Here is a 23,135-nt window from a genome sequence, read left to right on the forward strand (position 1 = left end):
AGCGCATCACCCGGTCATCCGATCTCGCGCAGCAACTGCAGCGCTTCATCGCGGGCGGCGGTGTCGCCGCCGGCGGCGACTTCGTTCAACAGGTCGCGCGCCGTGACCACATCGCCCAGGTCAAGGTAGGCCACCGCCAGTTCCAGCCGCTCGCGGCCCACGGGTGCCGGGGCAGGCGTCGCGACGGCGGCGGGCGCACCGCCGGAATGCCACGTGGGACCGGCCGCGACCGGTGCCGGCTTCGCCGCCGGCCTGGACGGCGCAGCCGCCGGCACGATCACGGGTTGCAGCGTCGGGCTGGGCGCGGGGTCCTCCACCGGAGCGGTCGGCATTCCCGCCGCGAGTTCGGCGGCGCGGCTGACGGCCGGCGCCTCGCCGAACACGCCGCTACGCGGTGCCGGCGCTGGCGACAGGCGCTTGCGACGCTGTGCGAAGCCCCATGCCAGCGCGCCTGCGAACAGCAGGCCGAAGCCCGCCCACGCCCACACCGGTACGCCGCCATCACTGCCATTGCTCTGCGCCAACCGCTGCTGGGCGGCGGCGAGATCACTGTCCTTCATGGCCAGCAGTTTTTCCTGCTGCGCCTTGAGCTTCTCCAGGTCCGCGACCTGCGAGCGCAGTTCCTGCACTTCTGCTTCGCGCGCGGCCAGGTCTTCCTTCGATTGCTGCAACTGCTCGTTCGCCAACATCTCGCCCTCACCACCGGCGTTGAGGCCGGACTGCGTTCCAGAACCCGACGTGCCCGTCGCCGCGGGCGCAATTTCCAGGCGCGCTTCCGCCACCTGGGGCGTGGGCGTCGCAGACGCCGGAGCAGGCGCCATCGGTTCGACCACGGCCGCGGGCTGCGGAATCGGCGCGCGCGCGCGCCGCCACTCGGCGATCTGGCTGCGCACCAGCGCCGCCGCTTCGCTTTCCAGGATCGTCTGTGCCTCGGCCGTTTCGGGCACGCGCAGCACCGCGCCCTGCTTGAGCAGGTTGACGTTGCCATTGATGAAGGCGTCGGGATTGGCGCGCAGCAGTGCCACCATCGCCTGGTCCAGGGTGTAGCCCTGCTCGCGCGCCAGTGGCGCCGCGATCTGCGACAGCGACTGGCCCCTGCGCACCGGCGCCAGCGTGTCGCCCGGGGAAACCTGCGGCGCGGTCGCGGGCGCGGCGGTGGCGACGGGCTCCGGCGCCGCACGCACCGGCGCCTCGGCAGCCGGTTGCGCCGCTGGCGGAGGTTCCGGCGTCGCCACCACGACCGGCTCGACCGGTCGGCTGATGGTGTCCGAGGGCGCCGCCAAGGGCGCGTCGATCACCGGCTGCTCGGCAGCCGCCAGCGTTCCTGGCGCACTCACGAGCGCGGAGTATTCGCGGACCAGCCGGCCTTGTCCCCAATCGACCTCGATCAGGAAGTTGACTGCCGGCACGTCGACCGGCGTGCGGCTGGTGACGCGCACCACCGGGCGCCCCGCCTCATCCAGCGCGACGGTGAAATCCAGTTCATTGACCAGGCCCTGTGGCCGCGGCAGGCCCACGCGCTCGAACGTCACCGGCGACGCCAGGCGCGCGCTCAGCTGCTCCAGCTCGCCGGGCTCGCTGGAAATGATCGGAATCTCGGCCAGCAGAGGCTGGCCGGGCTGCGATTTGACCTTGATCTCCCCCAGGCCGAGCGCGAGGGCCACGTTGCTCAGCAACGCGAGCCCCAGCCCGATCATGCCGGCCAGCAGGAGTCTTGCCGCCCGAGGTCTGTGCTTCGGTTTCACGGCCCTTCCCCATGTTTCCCGGCCACGACTATAGCCGCTCAGCCGTTTTTCGCCACCAGTTCCGCCACCTGCACGGCATTCAGGGCAGCGCCCTTGCGGATGTTGTCGGACACGATCCACAGGTTCAGCCCGCGCGGATGCGAGATGTCCTCGCGGATGCGGCCCACGTAGACGGCGTCGGTGCCGGAGGCGTGGGTGACGGGCGTGGGATAGCCGCCAGGTGCGCGGTCATCGACGACTTCGATGCCCGGGGCGGCCTCCAGCAGCGCGCGCGCCTCGGCGGCGGTGATCTTGTCGCGGGTCTCGATGGCCACGGCTTCGGAGTGCCCGTAGAACACCGGCACGCGCACCGCCGTGGGATTCACCTGGATGCTGTCGTCGCCGAGGATCTTGCGCGTCTCCCAGACCAGCTTCATCTCTTCCTTGGTGAACCCGTTGTCGAGGAACTCGTCGATATGCGGGATCAGGTTGAAGGCGATCTGCACCGGGAAGCGCTGCGGATCCGGGTCCTGGAAGTTGAGCAGCGCGCCGGTCTGGCGGCCAAGCTCTTCCAGCGCCGAACGGCCGGCACCGGACACCGACTGGTAAGTCGCCACGTTGATGCGCTCGATGCCGTACTTGCGATGGATCGGGGCCAGTGCCACCAGCATCTGCATGGTCGAGCAGTTCGGGTTGGCGATGATGCCGCGCGGACGGTTCTGCACCTGCTCCGGATTCACCTCGCTGACGACCAGCGGGATGTCGGCGTCGTAGCGGAATGCCGAGGAATTGTCGATGACCACGGCACCGGCCGCGGCGAACTTCGGCGCGAACTCCTTGGAAATGCCGCCGCCTGCGGAGAACAGCGCGATGTCGATGCCGGCGGGATCGAAGGTGGCCAGGTCCTGCACGGTGATCTTCTCGCCGTTGAACTCGACGGTGCTGCCGGCGGAACGCTCCGAGGCCAGTGCGACGAGCTTGCCGAGAGGGAAGTTGCGTTCGGCCAGGATGGACAACATGGTTTCGCCGACGGCGCCGGTGGCGCCCACGACGGCGACGTTGAAGGTTCGGTTCTGGTTGCTCATGGATGGGTTTTCGCGAAGAAGGGAATGAAGACAGCAGACACGTGTTGGCTGTGCTCGGGGAACCTGCGGGCGTGCCTCAGGCTCCCTGTCGTTTGGCGATGGTGGTTTTGGTGGTGCCGGCAACGGCCAGCGCATCGGGATTGATCGGCGTCGGCGGATTGCCCGCGTCCGGACCTTCACCGAGCGCGGCGATCAGGTTGTCCACCGCCAGCGAGACCATCGCGCGACGCGTGGCCAGGCTGGCGCTGGCGATGTGCGGGGTCAGCACCACGTTGCGCAGCGCCAGCAGCTCCGGGCGCACGGCCGGTTCGCCTTCGTAGACATCCAGCCCTGCGGCGGCCAGCCGGCCGCTGGCCAGCGCGTCGGCCAGTGCCACCTCATCGACGATGCCGCCTCGCGCGATGTTGACCAGCGTGGCCGTCGGCTTCATCTTCGCCAGCGCCGACGCGTCGACCAGATGGTGTGCCTGCGGCGAGTACGGCAACACCAGCATCACGTGGTCGGCCCGTGCGAGCAGGTCGTCGAGGCCGGCGTAGGCCGCACCACACTCCTGCTCGATCGCCTGCGGCAAGCGACTGCGGTTGTGGTACAGCACGCGCATGTCGAAGCCGCGCGCACGCCGTGCGATGCCCTGCCCGATGCGCCCCATGCCGACGATGCCCAGCGTGCTGCCATGCAGGTCGGCGCCGAGCAGCGTACCGAACGACCACTGCTGCCACTGCCCGTCTCGCAGCCAGCGCTCGGCCTCGGTGATGCGTCGCGCGGTCGCCATCAGCAGCGCGAAGCCGAAATCGGCCGTCGTCTCGGTCAAGACGTCCGGGGTATTGGTCGCGACGATGCCCGCCCGTGTCAGCGCATCGACGTCAAGGTTGTTGTAGCCCACGCCGACGTTGGCGATGGCCCGCAACTGCGGCGCATCGGCGATTTCCCGGAGGCCGATGCGTTCGTTCAGCGTCACCAGCGCACCCGCGCTGTCGCGCAATGCCGCGGCGATGGCCTGCGGCGTGTACTCGGTGACTTCCGCCGTCGAACGCACGTCGAAGTGCGCGGCAAGCCGTCCGACGATGTCGTCGAACAGCGGCTGCGACACCCAGACGCGCGGCCGCAGCTCAGCCATCGACGCCGCCGGGAACGTGCGGCGGCACGTCACCCACGTCGCCGCATTGCGCGCGGTGGCGCAGCGCCTGGTCCATCAGCACCAGCGCCATCATCGCCTCGGCGATCGGCGTGGCGCGGATGCCGACGCACGGGTCATGGCGGCCGGTGGTGATGACGTCCACCGTGTTGCCGTCCACGTCCACCGTGGCACCCGGCAGGCGCAGGCTGGAGGTGGGCTTCAGCACGATCGAGGCCGTTACCTGCTGGCCGGTCGATATGCCGCCGAGAATGCCGCCCGCATGGTTGGACAGGAAGCCCGCCGGCGTCATCAGATCGCGATGCTCGGTGCCCTTCTGGGTGACCGCCGCGAAGCCGTCGCCGATCTCCACGCCCTTCACGGCGTTGATGCTCATCAATGCGGCTGCCAGGTCGCCGTCGAGCTTGCCGTAGATCGGCTCACCCCAGCCGGCCGGCACGCCGTCGGCGACGACGTTGACGCGCGCACCGATGGAGTCGCCCGATTTGCGCAGCGCGTCCATATAGGTTTCCAGCGCCGGCACCTGCCCGGCACAGGGCCAGAAGAACGGATTGTCTTCCACCGCGCTCCAGTCGAAACCGTCGGGTGTGATCGGCCCGAGTTGCGACAGGTAGCCGCGCACGCTGACGCCGAAGCGCTGCAGCAGCCACTTCTTCGCGATCACGCCGGCGGCCACGCGCATGGTGGTTTCGCGCGCGGACGAGCGCCCGCCGCCGCGCGGGTCGCGGATGCCGTACTTCTGCCAGTAGGTGTAGTCGGCATGGCCCGGACGGAACTGCCGCGCGATGTCCGCATAGTCCTTGCTGCGCTGGTCGGTGTTGCGGATCAGCAACGCGATCGGCGTGCCGGTGGTGCGGCCTTCGTAGACGCCGCTGAGGATCTCGACCTCATCGGCCTCGCGGCGCGCGGAGGTGTGCCGCGACTTGCCGGTGGCGCGGCGTTCCAGGTCGTGGCGGAATTCCTCCGGCGCGATCTCCAGCCCCGGCGGGCAGCCGTCGATCACGCAGCCGATGGCCGGCCCGTGCGATTCGCCGAACGTGGTGACCGTGAGGAGTTTTCCGAAACTGTTGCTGCTCAAGCGCCGCTCCGCGGATGGAACCACCGGTGCCGGGCGTTGAAGCATCGCATACCGGCCGCCCTATTGTGCAGTGCGCCAACGCCAGCCGCGACGGTTGCAGGCGCAACCGCTGCGCAGGCGCCGCGGGATCCGGGGCGCGTTATTTTCGCGTGGCGGCGAGCGCGGTGATGCGCGCGCTGTGGCGGATCAGCTCCGCGCATTCGACGGCGAAGATGCCCATCTGCCCCACCTTGAATTCGATCCAGGCGAACTCGACGTCGGGCAGCAGCTTCACCAGCGCACGCTCGGACTCGCCGACTTCGCAGATCAGCAGGCCGTCCTGGCTGAGGTGCAGCGGCGCATCGCGCAGGATCTTCAGCACCAGGTCCAGGCCGTCGTCGCCTGCCCGCAGGCCGAGTTCCGGCTCGTAGGAGTATTCCTTCGGCAGCGCATCGGTCTCGTCGTTGGTGACGTAGGGCGGATTGGTGACGATCAGGTCGTAGTGGCGGCCGGTCAGGCCACCGAACAGGTCGGACTTGATGAAGTGCACGTTGTCGGCATGCAGGCGCGCCTTGTTCTCGGCCGACAGGGCCAGCGCGTCGTCGCTGATGTCGACGCCGTCGACCTGCCAGTCCGGGTTGTAGTGGCCCATCGCGATGGCGATGCAGCCCGAGCCCGTGCACAGGTCCAGCGCGCGATTCACTTCGCGGCCGCCCAGCCAGGGCTCGAAGCCCGATTCGATCAGCTCGGCGATCGGTGAACGCGGCACCAGTGCACGCGCATCGCTCTTGAAGCTCAGGCCCGCGAACCAGGCTTCACCGGTCAGGTAGGCCACCGGAACGCGCTCATCCACGCGGCGCTCGAACAGCCCCAGGATCTTCGCTTTCTCCGCCGTCGTCAGCCGTGCCTGGCCATAGGCTGGGCCGAGATCGGGTGGCAGGTGCAGGGTGTGCAGCACCAGGTGCGAGGCTTCGTCCAGCGCATTGTCGTAGCTGTGGCCGAAGGTCAGGCCGGCGGCGTTGAAACGGCTGGCGCCGTAGCGGATCAGGTCGATGATCGTATGCAGTTCTGCGGCGACGTCGGCGGTCATGGCAAGGCTTGTGAAGACGCCGGGACGGCGAAGGCCGCCGATTATAGGGGCTGCCCCGGTATCATGGCGGCCTTCATGCCGCGCCCATGCGGCTCCGGCCCGCCGGCCGTGCCCTCCTCCTCGTGGGAATCCCACTGCATGTTCAACAAGAAGATCGGCCTCATCCTCGTCCTGGCGCTCGCCGCCGGCCTGGGCCTGCTGGCCGCACAGAAGTTCTTCGGCCCCGTCACGCCCGCCACGCCATGGCCGGCCACGCAGACGGTGACCCTGTTCCCGCAGGCGCGCCCGCTGCCACCCTTTTCGCTGCGCCAGTCTGACGGCACCCAGCTGGCCGACGGCGAGCTGAAAGGCCATTGGACGCTGGTATTCCTGGGCTTCACCTTCTGCCCGGATGTCTGCCCGACCACGCTGGCCGAACTGGCCCAGGCACAGGCCCAGTGGAAGGACCTGCCCGATTCCACCCGCCCGCGCGTGCTGTTCGTCTCCGTGGACCCGGAACGCGACACGCCCACCCGCATCGGCGAGTACGCGCATGCCTTCCATCCCGACACGATGGCGGCTACGGCCGACGTGCCGACGCTGGAGAACTTCGCCAAGTCGCTGGGCTTCGTCTTCATGAAAGTGCCCGGTGACGGGTTCGAGCAGAATCCGAACGACTACAGCATGGACCACTCCTCCGCGATCGGCGTGCTGGACCCGCAGGGACGCCTGGCCGGCCTGATCCGCCCGCCGTTCCAGCCGAAGGCGATCGCCGCGGACATGCGTGCGCTGACCGAGGCGTCGGCGAAATGAGCCTGCTGACTTCGCTGACCTACGTCCTGCCGCATCGCTTCCTCTCCTCGCTGGCGCGGCGGCTGGCGTATTCCACCTCGCCGGGCACCAGCCGCTGGCTGATCGATACGGTGACCAAGAAGTTCAACGTCGACCTCGATGAGGCCGCGAATCCGGATCCGCGTTCCTACCCCAGCTTCAACGCCTTCTTCACCCGCGCGCTGAAGCCCGGTGCGCGCGTCGCCGACGCCGATCCGCGCGCGCTGCTGATGCCGGCCGACGGCCATATCAGCCAGTGCGGTCCTATCGAGGACGGCCGCATCTTCCAGGCCAAGGGCCAGTCGTTCACCGCCGCCGAACTGCTGGGCGATGCGGCAGCCGCGGAACCGTTCCGCAACGGTCTGTTCGCCACCGTCTACCTGTCGCCGCGCGACTACCACCGTGTGCACATGCCGTGGACCGGCACGCTGCGCGAGACGGTGCATGTCCCCGGCCGTCTCTTCAGCGTGGGCACCGATGCGGTGGCCAACGTGCCGCGCCTGTTCGCGCGCAACGAGCGCCTGGTCTGCCACTTCGACACCGATTTCGGTCCGATGGTGTCGGTGATGGTCGGCGCGCTGCTCGTCTCCGGCGTGGAGACAGTGTGGAGCGGCGAGGAAATCCCCGCCTACGGCAGCGCGATCACGCGCAAGGACTGCCGCGGCAAGGGCGTCACGCTGGAGCGCTTCGCCGAGATGGCGCGGTTCAATTACGGCTCGACGGTGATCGTGCTGTTGCCGCCGGGGGTAGCGGAACTTGCCCCGGAACTGAAGGCGGAATCGCCCGTGCGTCTTGGACAGGCACTGGCACGTCTGACCGCCTGATGGCGGAAGCCGACCGTGTTGCGACGCGCGCCTGCTGATCGCCGCCTCGCCGCCGGACGTCGGACATCCCTCCGCTCCGTCAGCGACTCCCGGAGCGAAGGTATCCCTGCTCTTCCAGCAGCGCGATCGTCCTGTCCCGGTCGTACCCCTCCAGCTTGTAGCCCGCCGTCACGATGACAGGGACGCGCTTCGCATCGAGCCGGTGCAACTCCTGGCGATGCACCATCGATGTGTCGGCAGGCCGCTCCACGTAGTCCACCCCCAGCTCCCGCAGCAATCGGCGAGTCTTTTCGCAGCCGCCACAGGCTTGCAGGGAATAGAACGCGACCTGGTCAGGGCGCACGAGATAGAGGTCGTAGTCGCCACGCGTGACCACGAGATCATTCGATTTCGCAAGTTTGTGGGCGCTGTAGACGCGCCCCGCACCCAGTCCCACCAGAAGGGCCGCCGCGACCACCGCGAGTGGAAGCATTTTTTTCATTTTCACATGCACCTCCGTACGCCGCGGGGCCATCCCCGCGGCGTGTCGCTGCCGGATCAGGGGACTTCGCAGTTACCGCAGGTGATGAATCGACATGTGTTCAGGCTGGTCCGACACTGGGCGGGCGTGTATTGCCCGCCCTGCATGCAGATCCTGTAGGACTGATCGCATGCCAGCCAGCATTCGGTACACGGATCGTCTGCTTTCGACGTGAATGAGAACCCGAGCACCAATGCGGCCGCGCATGCAGACGAAAGCAGGAACGTCTTGATAGACATGACTATCTCCTTGTGAAGGGTGCGCTGACGAGTCAGCAGTGCATGTGTACTCCTGCCCCTCACCCGCGAATGCGCGCAGGCGCACATTTCACAGGCGCCACGTGGCACCCGCACGCTGTCGCGATCGGTTCATCCATTTACATACAGGCGTTTACGCATCGGGAAGGAGCAGTGACGCGAAAGACGCACGCACGGGAACAGACAATCCGCGAGATACACGACCCGATGCTTCGCCGACACCCGAATGGGTGTCGCCTGCCGCCAGGGTCATCGGAACCCGGGATTACTTCCTGCAACTCTCCAGCGTCAATTCCTGCCCCGGTCGCACGGCATACGCCGGCGCCTTCAGGCTGTTCGCGCGCGCCAGCTTTTTCAGATCGCACTGGAAGCGCTGCGAGATCCTGCCCAGCGTATCGCCCTTGGCGACGCGGTACTCGCGCGCCTGCTCTTTCTTGGGTTCCGCCGGCTTGGGTTCACCGGTGGCGACCGTGGTCGGTACGCCCGCCACCGGCGTCACGTCGCCCACCGCAACACTGCCTGTCAGTCGCGTGCGCCGGATCGCGGCGGCGGGATCCGCATTGACCAGCGTGCGGGCCAGTTCGGCGCGCGGGCCGCTGACGCAATGGCGATTGTAGAGGCCGACGATGCGTGTATTGGCCTTCAAGGTGGTGCCGGCCGGGATCCAGCTTTCCGGCTGGTAGCGCGGATTGAGGTTGCGCAGCGTGCGCATGTAACCCTCGCGCGTGCCGCCATTGCCCAGGCAGATGGTCAGTTCGTAGATGGATGCGTCGCGCGCCAGCTTGAGCGGTGCCGGCTGCGCGTTGACCCTCGGGAACTCGAGGCCATACTGGCGCGGGTGCAGGAACAGCCACGCCGCCGCGATCACCATCGGCACGTAGTCGCGCGTCTCGCCGGGGAACTGGCTGTAGACCACGTCGTCCCAGAAACCCAGGCCGCTGTTCTCGCGATAGACGCGGGCCGCCCGGCCTTCACCGCCGTTGTAGGCCGCGAGCGCCAGTTCGATGTTGTTGTTGAGGCCGCGCATGCGCTCGTTCATGTATTCCGCACTGGCCTGGCCGGACGCATACGGGTCGTAGCGCGTATCGAAGCCGCTCGCATCGCGGCCGAGTCCGAAGCGAGCACCGGTGTGGAACATGAACTGCATCGGGCCCGCCGCGCCCGCGCGCGAAGTCGAATGCACGCGGCCGTTCGACTCCTTGGCCATGATGCCGAACAGCAAGGCCTCCGGCAGACCACTACGCTCCCACGCGGGATACAGGTCCGAACGCATGTTCTGGTAGTTCTCGTAGCTGTCGATCAACGCCGGGCGCATGTCGGTCAGCCAACGGCGGATGCCGGCCTGGACCGCCGGGTTGTACTCCACCATGCGATCGAACGCGTGCCGCTGATCGTTGAGCAACGCCGTGGTGCGGGCCGTCTCCGGCACCGGCGTGCCCGCCGGAATGGCGTGGTCGGTACCGTCGTCCAGCGCATCGATCGCATCGCCCTCGCTCGCATCATCTTCACCCTGTGCATCGGCGTTGCCCTTGAGCAGGCGCTTGTACGTTGCCAGCAAGGTGGGCACCTGGCAGCCGCGCTGCTTGATGCAGGCATCCAGCACGTCTTCCATGTCCTCCAGCGCCGCATCGCTCTCGCTGGCGCCACGCGGATCGCTGTTGGCGACCAGCACCAGGCCATCGCGGTAACGCTTTTCCGCGGCCGCCATGCGTTGTTCAAGCGCGTCGGCGGCAGCGCGGTCACGCGCGGACACCCGTTGGGCCAGTGACACAGGCGAGACCAGCAGCAGGGAAAGGGCGGCCGCAATGGGCCAATAGCGCAGACAGGAAGGAACCGCAAACGACATCAGGTGAGCATCCAGAGTGTGAGTCGGGAGGGTAGCCCCCGCCGTGCGCCCCGGGCAAGGTCGTAGGTCATGGAACGTTTCCCCGGATGCCGCATCCAGCCGCTAGAATCCGGGCATCATCACGCGAGGTTGAACATGGATCCCATCCTGCTGGGCAAGGGCGTCACGGACGACATTCCGGTCACGCTGCAACCGAAGTTCGGCAACCGGCACGGTCTGGTGGCCGGCGCGACAGGCACGGGCAAGACGGTCACGCTGATGACGCTGGCCGAAGGCTTCTCGCGCATGGGTGTACCCGTGTTCATGGCCGACGTGAAGGGCGATGTGGCCGGTCTGGCCGCTGCCGGCGACGGCAGCGAGCGCGTCATGCAGCGCGCGAAGGACATCGGCATCGCCGATTACACCCCCGGTGCAAACCCGGTCATTTTCTGGGACCTGTACGGCAAGCTGGGCCACCCTGTCCGCACCACGGTCAGCGAGATGGGTCCCACGCTGCTCTCGCGCATCCTGGAACTGAACGACACCCAGAGCGGCGTGCTGGACATCGTGTTCAAACTGGCCGACGACCGCGGCCTGTTGCTGCTCGACCTGGAAGACCTGCGTGCGCTGCTGGGCCTGGTTGCCGCCGAGCGCAAGGACATCTCCACCAGTTACGGCCTGGTCAGCACGCAGTCGGTGGGCGCGATCCAGCGCGCCCTGCTGCGTCTGGAACAGGAAGGCGGCGAGATGTTCTTCGGCGAGCCGGCGCTGGAACTGGCCGACCTGATGCGCACGAACACCGACGGCCGCGGCGTGATCGGCATCCTGGCCGCGGACCAGCTGATCATGAAGCCGCGGCTGTATTCCAGCTTCCTGCTGTGGCTGCTGTCGGAGCTGTTCGAGACGCTGCCGGAAGTCGGCGACCTGGACAAGCCCAAGCTGGTGTTCGTCTTCGATGAGGCACATCTGCTGTTCGACGATGCTCCCGCCGCCCTGCAGCAGCGCATCGAACAGGTCGTACGCCTGATCCGCTCGAAGGGCGTGGGCGTGTACTTCTGCTCGCAGTTTCCCGACGACGTGCCGGACAACATCCTGGGCCAGCTGGGCAACCGCGTGCAGCATGCATTGCGTGCCTTCACCCCGCGCGACCAGAAGGCGGTCAAGACGGCGGCGGAAACATTCGTGCCGAACCCGAAGCTGGACGTGGCCCAGGCCATCTCCAAGCTGGGCACCGGCGAAGCGCTGGTGTCCACGCTGCAGGACAAGGGTATTCCGTCTCCGGTGCAGCAGACGATGGTGTCGCCACCCCGCTGCCGCATGGGGGCGATCAACGAGAGCGAGCGGCAGCAGGTGCGCAACGGCAGTCCGGTGGGCGGCAAGTACGACACCGCCATCGATCGCGAATCCGCCGCCGAGATGCTGGCCAAGCGTGCGGAATCGGCGATGGAAACCGCGAATGCGCCCGCCGCGAAGACCGAGCAGGACGATCCGGATGCCGGCGGTTTCGGCCAGACGGTGAAGGATGCGGTGTTCGGCACCAAGCGCCGCCAGGGGATGATCGAGACGATGGCCAAGCAGACCACCCGCACCATCGGCACCAAGCTGGGCAACCAGATCGTGCGCGGCATCCTGGGCAGCATCTTCGGCGGGCGCCGCTGATCGCATGCGCATGAAGTGGCTTTTCGCCCTGCCAGGCATCGCCATGTCGCTGGCGGCTTCGGCCGCCAACCCCACACCCGCGACCTTCGCCGGTCCGTTCTTCGGCAGCCTGCCGTCCACCGGCTGCGTGACGCAGAACGTGCTGCTGGACCTGCGCGCCGACGGGCGCTACACCCTTCAGGCGCATTGCCAGGACGACCTGCAGGCTGCGCCGACACATGCCGGCCGCTGGTCGGTGACCTGGAACGGCACCTGCGTGCAGCTCACGCCGGACGATGATCAGCCGACGCAGGAATTCGCCATCCATGACGACGACCTGCTGGCACTGACCGCAGGCAGCTGCATCGAACCGGTCGACGATCCGCGCGGACGCACGCTGCGGCGCGCGGACACCGCCGGGGATCGCTGACGTGTCGCGCTGGCGCCCGCCGGGCGAGAAAAGCACCGCCCTGATCACTCGCGAAGGCCACGACCGCCTGAAAGCGGAACTGGACGATCTGTGGCGCATCAGGCGCCCTGAGGTGGTGAAGGCGCTCGCCGCCGCCGCCGCCGAGGGCGACCGCTCGGAGAATGCGGAGTACACGTACCGGAAGAAGCAGCTCGGCGAGATCGACCGTCGCGTGCGCTACCTGAGCAAGCGGCTGGAAGCGCTGCGCGTGGTCGACACCGCACCCAGCGATCCGGAAGCCGTGTTTTTCGGCGCCACCATCGAGCTGGAGAACCTCGCCAGCGGTGAAGTCTCGCGCTACCGCATCGTCGGACCCGACGAGACCGACGCGACCCTCGGCTGGATCAGCATCGACTCGCCGCTGGCACGCGCACTGCTGAAGAAGCGTGTCGATGACGAGTTCGCCGTGGAGCTACCCGCCGGCATCACCCACTTCGTGCTGGTGGATGTCAGCTACGTGGGCTGATCCTCACAGCGGTCGCGGATAGACGCGACCATTCCGCAACGGCCGGAAGTAGTCGCCCTGCGCATAGAACGTTTCACTCTGTCCCGAGTGCCACCCCGGGATACCGGCCAACGGCAGGGGCCGCAGCTCCGCCGGAGTGACGAGGATCGCACCGGCTGAAATCGCATCGGCCACGCGCGCGACACCGTCGACCGGATCGCCCAGCACCACCAGGCACTTGCCGACCAGCAGGCGCCCCGGGACCAGCATCTGCTCCATCAGCGCATGCCCCACCACGGCAGCCACCACGATGTCGCCGCTGCGCCAGCGCCCGGCATTCGCATGGAACAGCGACGCCCAGTCGTGTCGGTCCCACAGATCGAGCAGCGCCGCTTCGCGCACCTGCACGATGACGCCGGCTTCATCGAACTGGGTCAGCGCCTGCTGGGCAGGACTGCGCTCACGTGTCCCCATTCGTGCGATATGTCGGCACTGCTGCTGGTTGAGGGCGTGCTTGAGGGCCCGGTGACGCATCCAGACCATGGCATTGAACAGGTCGTGCCAGTTCTCGGCGCGCGTGGCGATGCGTCCCTGTGCGATGCGTGCTTCGTAGTGCAGCCCGTCGGCGAGCAAGGCCGCGTCCTGCATCACGAAGCGATGCCCCGACGGCGGCATTCGCGCATTGAGGGCTTCGATATCCGGCCATCGCGTGGCCGTCATCAGGTCCAGGTGCTCGCCATACCCGCCAAACAAGGGATGCCGGAAACACGTGGCATCCACCTGCTCACGCAAGGGTGCGACAAAACGACGCCGGCCATTGCCCGCGTGTGCTCCTGTCGCTGGCGCGGTCACAGCACTTTGAGATCGAGCGGCGTGCCCGCCGTTCCGGCGATGGCATCACCGATCAGGTCGTGTTCGTCGCTCTCGGTGATCTCGACGTCGACGAACTGGCCGACGCGCAAACCCAGCTCGCCGCCATTCTGGATGTGCACCAGGCCGTCGATCTCCGGCGCATCGGCCTTCGAGCGCGCCACGGCGATATCGTCCTCGATCAGGTCCACCAGGCACTGCTGCACGGTGCCGATCTTGGCTTCAAGACGCGCGGCGGAGATCTCCGCCTGCTTCTGCATGAAGCGCGCCAGGCGCTCCTGCTTGATTTCTTCCGGAACCGGATCCGGCAGCAGGTTCGCGGCGGCGCCTTCGACCGGCGAATAGGCGAATGCGCCGACGCGGTCCAATTGCGCTTCGTCGAGGAACTGCAGCAGTTCCTCGAATTCCTGGTCCGTCTCGCCCGGGAAACCGACGATGAAGGTGGAGCGCAGGGTGATGTCGGGGCAGATGGAACGCCAGCGCTTCACCCGCTCCAGTGTCTTGTCGACGGCGCCGGGGCGCTTCATCAGCTTGAGGATGCGCGGGCTGGCATGCTGGAACGGGATGTCCAGGTACGGCAGCACCTTGCCTTCGGCCATCAGCGGGACAACGTCGTCCACGTGCGGATAGGGATAGACGTAGTGCAGGCGTACCCAGGCATCGAGTTCGCCCAGTCCTTCGCACAGTGCCTTCATGCGCGTCTGGTACGCCTTGCCGCGCCATTCGCGCTCGGCGTACTTCACGTCCACGCCATAGGCCGACGTGTCCTGCGACACCACCAGCAGTTCCTTCACGCCGCCTCGCACCAGGCGCTCGGCTTCGCGCAGCACGTCGTCGACGGGACGCGACACCAGGTCGCCGCGCATCGACGGGATGATGCAGAAACTGCAGCGGTGGTTGCAGCCTTCGGAGATCTTCAGGTAGGCGTAGTGCCGCGGCGTCAGCTTGATGCCGTAGTCCGGCACCAGGTCGACAAAGGGGTCGTGCTTGGGCGGCAGCGCCGCATGCAGTGCTTCCATGACGCTCTGGTAGTCCTGCGGGCCGCTGATCGCCAGCACATCGGGGTACTGCTCGCGGATCTGCTCCGGGCGCTTGCCCAGGCAGCCGGTGACGATGACTTTGCCGTTCTGGTTCATCGCCTCGCCGATGGCGTCAAGCGATTCGGCCACGGCGGAGTCGATGAAGCCGCAGGTGTTGACCACCACCACGTCGGCTGCGTCATAGGTCGGCACGATGTCGTATCCCTCCACACGAAGCTGGGTGAGGATGCGTTCGGAGTCGACCAGGGCCTTCGGGCAGCCGAGGCTGACGAAGCCCACCTTGGGGTTCTGCAGGGACATGGGGAGTACGGCGGCGGCATGTACGGGGCGCGGATTATAGCCTCCGGCCACGGGCGGCCAGGGCTGGAGCGTTCAGCCAGCCCCGGCACACAGCCCTGCCGCGCGCGCCCTACACTGTCCCGTTCCTCACGAGCGGAGCGCATGCATGGGCTACTGGACCCATTTCGATTCCCCGCATGGCCGCATCCATGCCTGGCGGGCCGATCCTCAGGGAACACCGCGCGGCGCGCTGGTCGTGGTGCAGGAGATCTTCGGCGTCAATCCGCATATCCGCACTGTGGCCGAAGGATTTGCGCGCGACGGCTATGTCGCACTGGCACCGGCCTACTTCGACCCGGTCGAGCACGGCGTGGAACTGGACTACGATGCCGACGGCATCGCGCGTGGCAAGGTCCTGATCGGTGCATTGGGCCTGGAGCGCGCATCCGACATCACACGCGCCGCGGCCGATGCGCTGGCGGGCCAGGGCAGGATCGGCAGCGTGGGCTATTGCTGGGGCGGTACGGTCGCGCTGCTCGCCGCGCTGCGGCTGGGCCTGCCGTCGGTCAGCTACTACGGCGCGCGCAACCTGCCGTTCCTGGGCGAGACGCCCCGCGCAGCGGTAATGTTCCATTTCGGCGAACAAGATGCCTCCATCCCACCGGACATGGTGCAGGCGCATCGCGACGCCCTTCCGCAGATGGCTGTGCATACCTACCCTGCCGGACACGGGTTCAACTGCGACCTGCGCGCCGACTATGATCCCGCTAGTGCCCAGAGGGCGCGCCAGCGAACGCTAGATTTCTTCAGGACCCACCTTTCATGAGCGACTTCGTCCTCGACCCGCGATTGGCCGCCGACAGTGTTTTCATCGCCGACGGCCCGATGTCGCAAGTCCGGCTGATGGACGACACGCGTTTCCCCTGGCTGGTGCTGGTGCCGCGCGTCGCAGACGTCACCGAATGGCTGGAACTGGACGGCGGCCAGCAACGCCTGCTGCTGGCGGAGATCAACCAAGCCGGCAACCTGATCCGTGCTCAGGATGGCGTGCAGAAACTCAACATCGGTGCGCTCGGCAACATCGTGCGGCAACTGCACGTCCACCTGGTCGGGCGGCATGAGGGCGATGCGGCATGGCCGGGGCCGGTGTGGGGTAGCGGCGCGGCGGTCCGGTACGCCCCCGGGGCGTTGGCTGACGAGGTCGCCCGCTGGCAGCAACGGCTGCGATGAGCGGCCCCCTGATCGAACTGCTGGGTGACGATGCGCTGCTGCTTCGCTTCGGCGATGGCATCGACGGCGCCACCAACCAGCGCGTGCATGCGCTGGCCCTTCACCTGCGCCGCCTGGCACCCGCATGGCTGCGCGACCTGGTGCCGGCCTACGCCAGCCTCGGCGTGTTTTTCGACAGCGCGTACATGCCGGGCGAGGATCCCCGTGAGGTGATCGCGCAGGCGGTGGCCGGGTGGTCGGATCCGCCGTCGCCCCTCGAGAATGCGATGCCTACGCTGCACGAAATCCCGGTGTGCTACGGCGCCGGTTTCGGCGAGGACCTCGCGGTGGCCGCACGTGAACTCGGGCTGGCAGAAGCCGAGCTGATCGCGCGCCACAGCGCACCGCGCTATCGCGTCGCAATGATCGGCTTCGCGCCGGGATTCCCCTACCTGCTGGGACTGGATCCCGCGCTCGCGCTGCCGCGACTGGCGACGCCGCGCGCACGCGTACCCGCCGGTTCCGTGGCCGTGGGCGGCGCGCAGACCGGCATCTATCCGCATGCGAGCCCCGGTGGCTGGCGCCTGCTCGGACGCACGCCGCTGGTGCTGTTCGATGCGCGGCGCGATGCGCCCTCGTTGCTGCTGCCGGGTGATGAGGTCCGCTTCGTGCCGATCGATGCGCAAGCCTTCGCCGCGCTGGCGGGTGCCGCATGAGCCGCTGGGAAGTGCTGTCACCGGGTGTGCAGACCACCGTGCAGGACCAGGGCCGCACCGGCTGGCGTCACCTGGGCGTTGCGCGCGCCGGCGCGCTGGATCCGTCAGCACTCGCCTTGGCCAATCGGCTGGTTGGCAACGCGGAATCCTGCGCGGGGCTGGAGATCGTGCTGCAGGGGCCACGCCTTCGCCTGCCCCGACCCTCCCTCATCGCACTGGTAGGCGCACACGTGCAGGCCTCGTGGAACGACCTGCCTTTGCCGATGGGTCGACCGATCCATGTGCCGGCCGGAGAGCTGAAACTGGGTGCGGTACGTGACGGCGCGCGCGCCTGGCTGGCGATGACCGGCGGCATGGATGTCGCACCGACGCTGGGCAGCCGCAGCACCGACCTGCGCGGCGGCTTCGGCGGTCATGAGGGGCGTGCTCTGCGTGCCGGCGATCTGCTGCCGGCGGGCAGCGCCGGTGCCGCCACAGCGCAGCCGCGGTTTCCGACCTGGTGGATAGATCCCGACGATCCGTGGACCGTGGATCGCCACGTGCTGCGCTATGTCCCGTTGCATCACGCGGCAGCGTCGGCGCTCGGCACGCAGCGCTGGCGCGTCCATCCGAACAGCAACCGGCAGGGTCTTCGACTGGACGGGGCGCCGCTTGAAGCCCAGGACGGCAGCGGCATCTCCGAGCCGGTAGCGGTGGGCACGCTGCAACTTCCTCCCGACGGGCAGCCGATCCTGCTGCTCGCCGATGCACAGACGGTGGGCGGTTACCCGCGCCTGGGCCATGTGATTGCCTGCGACCTGGGCCGGGCGGCACAGCTGCGCCCCGGCGAATCCGTCCACTTCGAACCCATCGACCTGCGGCAAGCCCGCGCACTCGCGCTCGGATACCAGCACCGGCTGGCACGATTGCGGCTGGCCATCGCACAACGCCTGTAAGCCTGGAGTACGCTCAACGCATGCACGCAACGCGCGACATCGATTTCAACTGCGACTTGGGCGAGGACTGCGGGGATGATGCCGCGCTCCTGCCTTTCATCAGTTCGGCCAGCATCGCCTGCGGCTTCCATGCCGGGTCGCCGCTCACCATGCAGAAGACAGTGGCGCTGTGCCTGGCCAACGGCGTGGCGATCGGCGCGCACCCGTCGCATGCGGACCGCGACAACTTCGGCCGCATTGCGCATGCGATCGAACCCGCCGCCGCATATGCACTCACCCTGTATCAGGTCGCGGCGCTGGATGGCTTCGTGCGCGCCGCCGGTGGACGCCTGCACCACGTCAAGCCGCATGGCGCGCTGTACAACCAGGCGGCGCAGGATGCGGCACTCGCAGACGCCATCGCGCAGGCCGTGCATGACCACGACCCCGGCCTGGTGCTGTACGGACTTTCCGGCAGCGCGCTCACTGCCGCCGGTGAACGACTGGGACTGCAGGTGGCGCATGAAGCCTTCGCCGAGCGTCGCTACGAATCCGATGGCAGCCTGACGCCGCGCACGCATGCGGATGCATGCCTGCCTTCCGTCGAAGCATCGGTGGCGCAGGTCACTCGGATGTTGCGGGAGGGTGCAGTGGTCTCTCGCACCGGACCTCTAGTACCCCTGCAGGCCGATAGCATCTGCTTGCATGGCGACCGCGTCGATGCCGCGGCCTTCGCGCGTGCGCTGCGCGAAGCCATCCAAGCGGCCGGTTTCGCGGTGCGCAGCATGGAGCGCCGCGCATGAACTACTGGCCATTGCTGGGCATCGCGGTGGTGGTCGCAGGCTTCGTGCTGCGCTTCAACCCGGTGATCGTGGTGGTCGGCGCAGGCCTGGTCAGCGGCGTGGCCGCCGGCAAGTCGATCCCCGACCTGCTGGCGTTGCTGGGGGAAAGTTTCGTCTCCAATCGCGCGCTGCTGATGTTTGCGCTGACCCTGCCCACCATCGGACTGCTGGAACGCGCCGGCCTGCGCGAGCATGCGCTGCGCTGGATCGCGGGGCTGCGCGGGCTGACACTGTCGCGGCTGCTGGCGGGCTACCTGCTGGTGCGTCAGGGACTCAGCATGGTAGGGCTGATCGACATCGCCGGCCATGCGCAGACCGTGCGCCCGCTGTTGGCCCCCATGGCCGAATCGGCCGCGGAAAAGACCCGTGCGCCCCTGCAGCGCGAGGAAGCGCAACGCGTGCATGCGATGGCCGCCGCCACCGACAACATCGGCCGATTCTTCGGCGAAGACGTGTTCCTGGCCTTCGGCGCGGTGCTGCTGATCCAGGGCTTCTATGCCCAGCACGGCATCGCGCTGGAGCCACTGCAGATCGCACTCTGGGCGCTGCCGACGGCGATTGCCGCATTCGTCATCCACGCGGTGCGCATCGCGCTGTTCCAGCGCCGGCTGGATCGCCACGCCGTGCCGAAGGAGCGCAGCGATGCTGTCGATTGACCAGTTCTACCTGCTGCTGGCGGCCTTCCTGGCCTATGCCGGCTGGCGGAACCTCCGCCAGAACCGGTATTCGCACGCCGCCTTCTGGGGGCTGATCGCGCTGCTGTTCGCGGGTGGCGGGCACGTGCTGCGCGCGAGCAAGGCCGGCGACGCGTTGCCCGCGCAGTTGGCCGGTGCCGCAGTGATCGCGCTCGCCCTGCTGGCCACGCGCATGCGCCGCGAGCCCCAGGACGAAGCACCCGAATCCGAACGCCTCGCCTCCGCGCTGCGACTGGGACATCGCCTGTTCCTGCCCGCGCTGCTGATACCCGCGCTGACCATTCTGGTGGTGCTGGCCGGACCGCATGTATCACTCGGCGGAACGCCGCTGTTCGCTTCCGCCGGCCTCACGCTGACCGGACTGGCATTGGCCTGCACGGTCTCTGCGCTCGCGGCGGTGGTGGTGACGCGCCAGCGTCCGTTGCGGGCCGCGGATGAAGGCCGACGGCTGCTGGACACCCTGGGCTGGGCGGCGCTGCTGCCGCTCGTCCTGGCGACACTGGGCGGCGTATTCGCGGCCAGTGGCGTGGGCGAAGCGGTGGCGTCGTTGGTCTCGATGGTGATTCCCGCCGACAATCGCATGGCCTGCCTGCTGGCCTTCGCGCTGGGCATGGTGGTGTTCACGGTGATCATGGGCAATGCGTTTGCCGCGTTCCCGGTGATGATGGCCGGCATCGGCCTGCCGCTGTTGGTGCAACGGCATGGTGCCGACGCGGCCAGCCTGGGGGCGATCGGCATGCTGACGGGTTATTGCGGCACACTGCTGACGCCGATGGCCGCCAACTTCAACATCGTGCCGGCGGTGCTGCTGGGGCTGGACGACCAGTACGGCGTGATCCGCGCGCAGGCCGCCACCGGACTGTGGCTGATGGGCACCAACGTACTGCTGATGGCCTGGCTGTGTTTCCGTTGATCCTCCGCCGCCGGGATATCCTATGACGATGACGCGCACTGTGCTGCTGACCGGCTTCCAGCCGTTCGGTGGTGAACAGGTCAATCCCAGCTGGCAGGCGGTGTCCGCGCTGCACGGCACGCGCATCGCCGGGCATCGTGTGGTGGCGCGCGAGTTGCCGGTCGCGTTCGGCGCGTCACTGAAAGCGCTGCGCGCCGCGCTCAGGGACATGCGCCCTGCGCTGGTGATCTGCGTCGGCCAGGCCGGCGGTCGCGCGCAGCTCTCGCTCGAGCGCGTGGCGATCAACATCGACGATGCACGCATTCCCGACAATACGGGCCAGCAACCGGTCGATGTGCCGGTGGTCGCGGAGGGTCCGGCCGCTTACTTTTCGACGCTACCGGTCAAAGCGATGCGCCACGCGCTGAGCGCAGCGGGATTTCCAGCGGAGGTTTCGCAGACCGCCGGCACCTACGTCTGCAACCACGTGTTCTACGGACTAATGCATGCGCTGCGGCGCCAACGCATCGTCCGCGCGGGCTTCATCCACATCCCCTACTCGCCTGCCCAGGCATCCATGCATCCCGGCACACCCAGTGTGGCGGTGGAGACGGTGACCGAAGCGCTCCGTCTTGCCGTGAAGGTGGCGCTGAATACACGCATGGATGCCCGCCTTGCGGCCGGCGCGGAGCACTGACGCGACGACGTTCTATCAGTTGGCGCGGATGACGCGCGTGCCCGCGATCAGGTCGTGCAGACAGCGCTGGTCCTGGCGGAAGATCATCAGCGAATCGACCAGCACGTACAGCATTCCCAGGCACGGGATATTGGCGATGGCTTGCGTCGGCAGGTAGCGCTTCACCAACAGGTCCACCAACGAAGGCTTGTTGCCCTGCAGATCGACGATCCTGACGGACAGCAGCTTCTTGCCCCAGGTCTGGCCCGTCGCGTGCAAGGGGTAACCCTGGATGAGCACGAACACGACGAAGCCAATCACGGCCCATAGCAGCGTCGTACCAAACGGCATCAGCCCGAGACCACCGGACCGTCCCGCTTCGAATGCCGCCTGCCAGTAGCCTCCGACAAACATCAGCGGCACGATCGCCACGAGCCCGATGCAGCCATCGATCAGCACGGCGGCCAACCGTAGCCAGCGCAAATCGGAATCCGGTGCCCCCGCGCCGTGCGGACCGGCAACGTCGGCGTCGGGAGCGTGGTAGGGATCTTGCGGCATCTGCGGCGGTGTCTGCATGCTGATTCCTTTCAACGTGATCGAGAGACGCTCAGGTGCGCGGCAGCGTCACGCCGGTCTGGCCCTGGTACTTGCCGCCGCGATCCTTGTAGCTGGTCTCGCAGACGTCGTCGGCGTCGGACTGGAAGAACAGCATCTGCGCCACGCCTTCATTGGCGTAGATGCGCGCCGGCAGCGGCGTCGTGTTGCTGAATTCCAGCGTCACATGGCCTTCCCACTCCGGTTCCAGCGGGGTGACATTGACGATGATGCCGCAACGCGCGTAGGTGCTCTTGCCCAGGCAGACCACCAGCGTGTCGCGCGGGATGCGGAAGAACTCCACCGTGCGCGCCAGCGCGAAGCTGTTCGGCGGGATGATGCACTCGTCGGCTTCGATGTCCACGAAACTCTTCGGATCGAAGTGTTTGGGATCTACGATCGTGGAATTGATGTTGGTGAACACCTTGAACTCGCGCGAACAGCGCACGTCGTAGCCGTAGCTGGAAGTGCCGTAGCTGACGATCCGCTCGCCGTTGACTTGCTTCACCTGCCCCGGCTCGAACGGTTCGATCATGCCCTGCTGTTCGGCCATGCGGCGGATCCAACGGTCGCTCTTGATGCTCATGCAATTCCTGGTCTGGAGGACAAAGGTCGCGCGGGCGGCGCGCGACGGACGGGGAATTGTAGGGCGGGCCCCGGCCCGCCGTCTTCGGCTGGCGGCTAGACCAGCGACGAGGCGATGGGCACGGTCGCCCGCGGCCTGAGCGCCAGCGTCGCCGCCATCACCCGCGCGGTCTGCCGATAGGCCTGCGCCGCCGCCGAATCCGGTGCGGCCACGACGACAGGCTGCCCCGCATCCCCCTGCTCGCGAATGGCGATGTCCAGCGGCAAGGACCCCAGCAGCGGCACGCCGTACTGCGCCGCCATCCGCTCGCCGCCGCCCTGGCCGAACAGGTGCTCCACGTGGCCACAGTTCGAACAGGTGTGGACGGCCATGTTCTCGACGATGCCCAGCACAGGCACTTCGACTTTTTCGAACATCTTCAGTGCCTTCTTGGCGTCCAGCGTCGCGATGTCCTGGGGCGTGGTCACGATGACGGCCCCCGCGACCGGAATCTTCTGCGCCAGCGTCAGCTGGATGTCGCCGGTACCCGGCGGCAGATCGATCAGCAGATAGTCCAGATCGCCCCAGAGGGTGTCATTGAACAACTGCATCAGTGCCGACGTGGCCATCGGTCCGCGCCAGATCATGGGGGTGTCCTGGTCCACCAGCAGCCCGATGGACATGGCCTCCACCCCGAACGCCCGCATGGGCTCGATCGATTTGTTGTCCGGGCTGTCCGGCCGCCCCGACAGGCCCAGCATGGCCGGCACGCTGGGCCCGTAGACGTCGGCGTCCAGCACGCCGACCCGCGCCCCGTCAGCGGCCAGCGCCAAGGCCAGGTTCACCGCCGTGGTGGATTTCCCCACGCCACCCTTGCCGGAACCGACCGCGATGACGTTGCGGACGCGGGGGTGGGGCCGGAGATTGGCCTGCACGGCATGGGAAATAATCTGAGTCATCACAC

The 23,135-nt window shown here is 67.6% G+C and carries 25 protein-coding genes; 13 read left to right on the forward strand and 12 right to left on the reverse strand.

Translation table 11 applies throughout. From position 1 onward, the window contains the following. Positions 1–14 precede the first annotated feature (14 nt). The 5 genes from IB223_RS09405 to prmB all read right to left on the reverse strand — a co-directional run bounded on the left by IB223_RS09405 (position 15) and on the right by prmB (position 6,091). Entirely contained in the window at positions 15–1,745 is a 1,731-nt protein-coding gene (locus IB223_RS09405; protein WP_343227183.1) for a FimV/HubP family polar landmark protein, read from the reverse strand. A 38-nt stretch (positions 1,746–1,783) separates the two neighbouring features. Continuing rightward, the gene (locus tag IB223_RS09410; RefSeq protein ID WP_192201428.1) at positions 1,784–2,809 is read right to left on the reverse strand and encodes an aspartate-semialdehyde dehydrogenase; all 1,026 of its coding nucleotides are present in this window, start codon (positions 2,807–2,809) and stop codon (positions 1,784–1,786) included. A gap of 76 nt (positions 2,810–2,885) precedes the next feature. Further along, complete coding sequence (locus IB223_RS09415) at positions 2,886–3,926, reverse strand: D-glycerate dehydrogenase (protein ID WP_192201429.1); 1,041 nt, start codon at positions 3,924–3,926, stop codon at positions 2,886–2,888. After that, entirely contained in the window at positions 3,919–5,022 is a 1,104-nt protein-coding gene (aroC, locus tag IB223_RS09420) for a chorismate synthase (RefSeq protein ID WP_192201430.1), read from the reverse strand. The genes IB223_RS09415 and aroC overlap by 8 nt, the downstream gene beginning before the upstream one ends. Positions 5,023–5,161: 139 nt before the next feature. Then, on the reverse strand, positions 5,162–6,091 hold the full coding sequence (gene prmB, locus IB223_RS09425) for a 50S ribosomal protein L3 N(5)-glutamine methyltransferase (RefSeq protein WP_192201431.1): 930 nt from the start codon (positions 6,089–6,091) through the stop codon (positions 5,162–5,164). A gap of 138 nt (positions 6,092–6,229) precedes the next feature. On the opposite strand from prmB, the gene IB223_RS09430 reads away from it, so the two are divergent. Both IB223_RS09430 and asd read left to right on the forward strand, forming a co-directional pair. Further along, positions 6,230–6,883, forward strand: a complete 654-nt coding sequence (locus IB223_RS09430) for an SCO family protein (protein WP_192201432.1) — start codon at positions 6,230–6,232, stop codon at positions 6,881–6,883. Further along, positions 6,880–7,725: an archaetidylserine decarboxylase gene (asd, locus tag IB223_RS09435; protein WP_192201433.1), complete on the forward strand. Its 846-nt coding sequence runs from the start codon at positions 6,880–6,882 to the stop codon at positions 7,723–7,725. The genes IB223_RS09430 and asd overlap by 4 nt, the downstream gene beginning before the upstream one ends. A 79-nt stretch (positions 7,726–7,804) precedes the next feature. On the opposite strand, the gene IB223_RS09440 is transcribed toward asd, so the two are convergent. Together IB223_RS09440 and IB223_RS09445 are read right to left on the reverse strand one after the other, a co-directional pair. Continuing rightward, positions 7,805–8,206, reverse strand: coding sequence for a glutaredoxin family protein (locus tag IB223_RS09440; protein ID WP_225591053.1), 402 nt, complete (start codon positions 8,204–8,206; stop codon positions 7,805–7,807). Between the two features lie 561 nt (positions 8,207–8,767). Beyond that, complete coding sequence (locus IB223_RS09445; protein WP_192201435.1) at positions 8,768–10,348, reverse strand: transglycosylase SLT domain-containing protein; 1,581 nt, start codon at positions 10,346–10,348, stop codon at positions 8,768–8,770. Between the two features lie 135 nt (positions 10,349–10,483). Here IB223_RS09445 and IB223_RS09450 point away from each other — a divergent pair, with 135 nt between their 5' ends. Genes IB223_RS09450 through greB form a run of 3 tightly spaced genes read left to right on the forward strand, consistent with a single transcriptional unit; the run spans position 10,484 to position 12,900 of the window. Then, positions 10,484–11,986 (forward strand): helicase HerA-like domain-containing protein, encoded by a 1,503-nt coding sequence (locus tag IB223_RS09450; protein ID WP_192201436.1) that lies wholly within the window; start codon positions 10,484–10,486, stop codon positions 11,984–11,986. 10 nt (positions 11,987–11,996) lie between these two features. Continuing rightward, the gene (locus tag IB223_RS09455) at positions 11,997–12,395 is read left to right on the forward strand and encodes a copper resistance protein NlpE N-terminal domain-containing protein (RefSeq protein WP_192201437.1); all 399 of its coding nucleotides are present in this window, start codon (positions 11,997–11,999) and stop codon (positions 12,393–12,395) included. Position 12,396: 1 nt separating this feature from the next. After that, a complete protein-coding gene (gene greB / locus IB223_RS09460; protein WP_192201438.1) occupies positions 12,397–12,900 on the forward strand; it encodes a transcription elongation factor GreB in 504 nt (167 codons plus the stop codon). Between the two features lie 3 nt (positions 12,901–12,903). Here greB and IB223_RS09465 read toward each other — a convergent pair whose 3' ends face one another. Together IB223_RS09465 and rimO are read right to left on the reverse strand one after the other, a co-directional pair. After that, positions 12,904–13,731 (reverse strand): DUF3025 domain-containing protein, encoded by an 828-nt coding sequence (locus IB223_RS09465; RefSeq protein ID WP_192201439.1) that lies wholly within the window; start codon positions 13,729–13,731, stop codon positions 12,904–12,906. Beyond that, complete coding sequence (gene rimO / locus IB223_RS09470) at positions 13,728–15,089, reverse strand: 30S ribosomal protein S12 methylthiotransferase RimO (protein WP_192201440.1); 1,362 nt, start codon at positions 15,087–15,089, stop codon at positions 13,728–13,730. Before rimO ends, IB223_RS09465 begins: the two co-directional genes overlap by 4 nt. 145 nt (positions 15,090–15,234) lie before the next feature. On the opposite strand from rimO, the gene IB223_RS09475 reads away from it, so the two are divergent. The 8 genes from IB223_RS09475 to pcp are packed head-to-tail and all read left to right on the forward strand — an operon-like array spanning position 15,235 to position 21,033. Continuing rightward, on the forward strand, positions 15,235–15,894 hold the full coding sequence (locus IB223_RS09475; RefSeq protein WP_192201441.1) for a dienelactone hydrolase family protein: 660 nt from the start codon (positions 15,235–15,237) through the stop codon (positions 15,892–15,894). Beyond that, positions 15,891–16,298 (forward strand): HIT family protein, encoded by a 408-nt coding sequence (locus IB223_RS09480; RefSeq protein ID WP_192201442.1) that lies wholly within the window; start codon positions 15,891–15,893, stop codon positions 16,296–16,298. The genes IB223_RS09475 and IB223_RS09480 overlap by 4 nt, the downstream gene beginning before the upstream one ends. Next, positions 16,295–16,993 (forward strand): 5-oxoprolinase subunit PxpB, encoded by a 699-nt coding sequence (gene pxpB / locus IB223_RS09485; RefSeq protein ID WP_192201443.1) that lies wholly within the window; start codon positions 16,295–16,297, stop codon positions 16,991–16,993. Before IB223_RS09480 ends, pxpB begins: the two co-directional genes overlap by 4 nt. Then, the gene (locus IB223_RS09490) at positions 16,990–17,928 is read left to right on the forward strand and encodes a biotin-dependent carboxyltransferase family protein (protein ID WP_192201444.1); all 939 of its coding nucleotides are present in this window, start codon (positions 16,990–16,992) and stop codon (positions 17,926–17,928) included. The genes pxpB and IB223_RS09490 overlap by 4 nt, the downstream gene beginning before the upstream one ends. A gap of 20 nt (positions 17,929–17,948) precedes the next feature. Beyond that, a complete protein-coding gene (locus tag IB223_RS09495) occupies positions 17,949–18,710 on the forward strand; it encodes a 5-oxoprolinase subunit PxpA (RefSeq protein WP_192201445.1) in 762 nt (253 codons plus the stop codon). Further along, entirely contained in the window at positions 18,707–19,405 is a 699-nt protein-coding gene (locus tag IB223_RS09500) for a DUF969 domain-containing protein (protein WP_192201446.1), read from the forward strand. Before IB223_RS09495 ends, IB223_RS09500 begins: the two co-directional genes overlap by 4 nt. Next, complete coding sequence (locus tag IB223_RS09505) at positions 19,392–20,357, forward strand: DUF979 family protein (RefSeq protein WP_192201447.1); 966 nt, start codon at positions 19,392–19,394, stop codon at positions 20,355–20,357. Before IB223_RS09500 ends, IB223_RS09505 begins: the two co-directional genes overlap by 14 nt. A gap of 28 nt (positions 20,358–20,385) precedes the next feature. Next, positions 20,386–21,033: a pyroglutamyl-peptidase I gene (gene pcp / locus IB223_RS09510; RefSeq protein ID WP_192201448.1), complete on the forward strand. Its 648-nt coding sequence runs from the start codon at positions 20,386–20,388 to the stop codon at positions 21,031–21,033. A gap of 15 nt (positions 21,034–21,048) precedes the next feature. Here pcp and IB223_RS09515 read toward each other — a convergent pair whose 3' ends face one another. The 3 genes from IB223_RS09515 to apbC form a co-directional block, all read right to left on the reverse strand. Further along, positions 21,049–21,588 (reverse strand): RDD family protein, encoded by a 540-nt coding sequence (locus tag IB223_RS09515; protein WP_192201449.1) that lies wholly within the window; start codon positions 21,586–21,588, stop codon positions 21,049–21,051. A 31-nt stretch (positions 21,589–21,619) separates the two neighbouring features. Then, complete coding sequence (gene dcd / locus IB223_RS09520; protein WP_062353420.1) at positions 21,620–22,192, reverse strand: dCTP deaminase; 573 nt, start codon at positions 22,190–22,192, stop codon at positions 21,620–21,622. A gap of 95 nt (positions 22,193–22,287) precedes the next feature. Next, a complete protein-coding gene (gene apbC, locus IB223_RS09525) occupies positions 22,288–23,130 on the reverse strand; it encodes an iron-sulfur cluster carrier protein ApbC (protein WP_192201450.1) in 843 nt (280 codons plus the stop codon). Between the last annotated feature and the right edge of the window lie 5 nt (positions 23,131–23,135).

The sequence above is a fragment of the Pseudoxanthomonas sp. PXM03 genome (assembly GCF_014852005.1).
Lineage (GTDB): Bacteria > Pseudomonadota > Gammaproteobacteria > Xanthomonadales > Xanthomonadaceae > Pseudoxanthomonas_A.

Coding starts and splice junctions, on each gene's coding strand:
- IB223_RS09450 (WP_192201436.1), top strand. CDS start 10,484: ATGGATCCCATCCTGCTGGGCAAGGGCGTCACGGACGACATTCCGGTC.
- IB223_RS09415 (WP_192201429.1), bottom strand. CDS start 3,926: ATGGCTGAGCTGCGGCCGCGCGTCTGGGTGTCGCAGCCGCTGTTCGAC.
- IB223_RS09495 (WP_192201445.1), top strand. CDS start 17,949: ATGCACGCAACGCGCGACATCGATTTCAACTGCGACTTGGGCGAGGAC.
- IB223_RS09500 (WP_192201446.1), top strand. CDS start 18,707: ATGAACTACTGGCCATTGCTGGGCATCGCGGTGGTGGTCGCAGGCTTC.
- IB223_RS09480 (WP_192201442.1), top strand. CDS start 15,891: ATGAGCGACTTCGTCCTCGACCCGCGATTGGCCGCCGACAGTGTTTTC.
- IB223_RS09515 (WP_192201449.1), bottom strand. CDS start 21,588: ATGCAGACACCGCCGCAGATGCCGCAAGATCCCTACCACGCTCCCGAC.
- IB223_RS09490 (WP_192201444.1), top strand. CDS start 16,990: ATGAGCCGCTGGGAAGTGCTGTCACCGGGTGTGCAGACCACCGTGCAG.
- prmB (WP_192201431.1), bottom strand. CDS start 6,091: ATGACCGCCGACGTCGCCGCAGAACTGCATACGATCATCGACCTGATC.
- IB223_RS09505 (WP_192201447.1), top strand. CDS start 19,392: ATGCTGTCGATTGACCAGTTCTACCTGCTGCTGGCGGCCTTCCTGGCC.
- asd (WP_192201433.1), top strand. CDS start 6,880: ATGAGCCTGCTGACTTCGCTGACCTACGTCCTGCCGCATCGCTTCCTC.
- dcd (WP_062353420.1), bottom strand. CDS start 22,192: ATGAGCATCAAGAGCGACCGTTGGATCCGCCGCATGGCCGAACAGCAG.
- IB223_RS09455 (WP_192201437.1), top strand. CDS start 11,997: ATGAAGTGGCTTTTCGCCCTGCCAGGCATCGCCATGTCGCTGGCGGCT.
- rimO (WP_192201440.1), bottom strand. CDS start 15,089: ATGTCCCTGCAGAACCCCAAGGTGGGCTTCGTCAGCCTCGGCTGCCCG.
- apbC (WP_192201450.1), bottom strand. CDS start 23,130: ATGACTCAGATTATTTCCCATGCCGTGCAGGCCAATCTCCGGCCCCAC.
- IB223_RS09445 (WP_192201435.1), bottom strand. CDS start 10,348: ATGTCGTTTGCGGTTCCTTCCTGTCTGCGCTATTGGCCCATTGCGGCC.
- pxpB (WP_192201443.1), top strand. CDS start 16,295: ATGAGCGGCCCCCTGATCGAACTGCTGGGTGACGATGCGCTGCTGCTT.
- pcp (WP_192201448.1), top strand. CDS start 20,386: ATGACGCGCACTGTGCTGCTGACCGGCTTCCAGCCGTTCGGTGGTGAA.
- IB223_RS09440 (WP_225591053.1), bottom strand. CDS start 8,206: ATGAAAAAAATGCTTCCACTCGCGGTGGTCGCGGCGGCCCTTCTGGTG.
- IB223_RS09410 (WP_192201428.1), bottom strand. CDS start 2,809: ATGAGCAACCAGAACCGAACCTTCAACGTCGCCGTCGTGGGCGCCACC.
- IB223_RS09430 (WP_192201432.1), top strand. CDS start 6,230: ATGTTCAACAAGAAGATCGGCCTCATCCTCGTCCTGGCGCTCGCCGCC.
- IB223_RS09475 (WP_192201441.1), top strand. CDS start 15,235: ATGGGCTACTGGACCCATTTCGATTCCCCGCATGGCCGCATCCATGCC.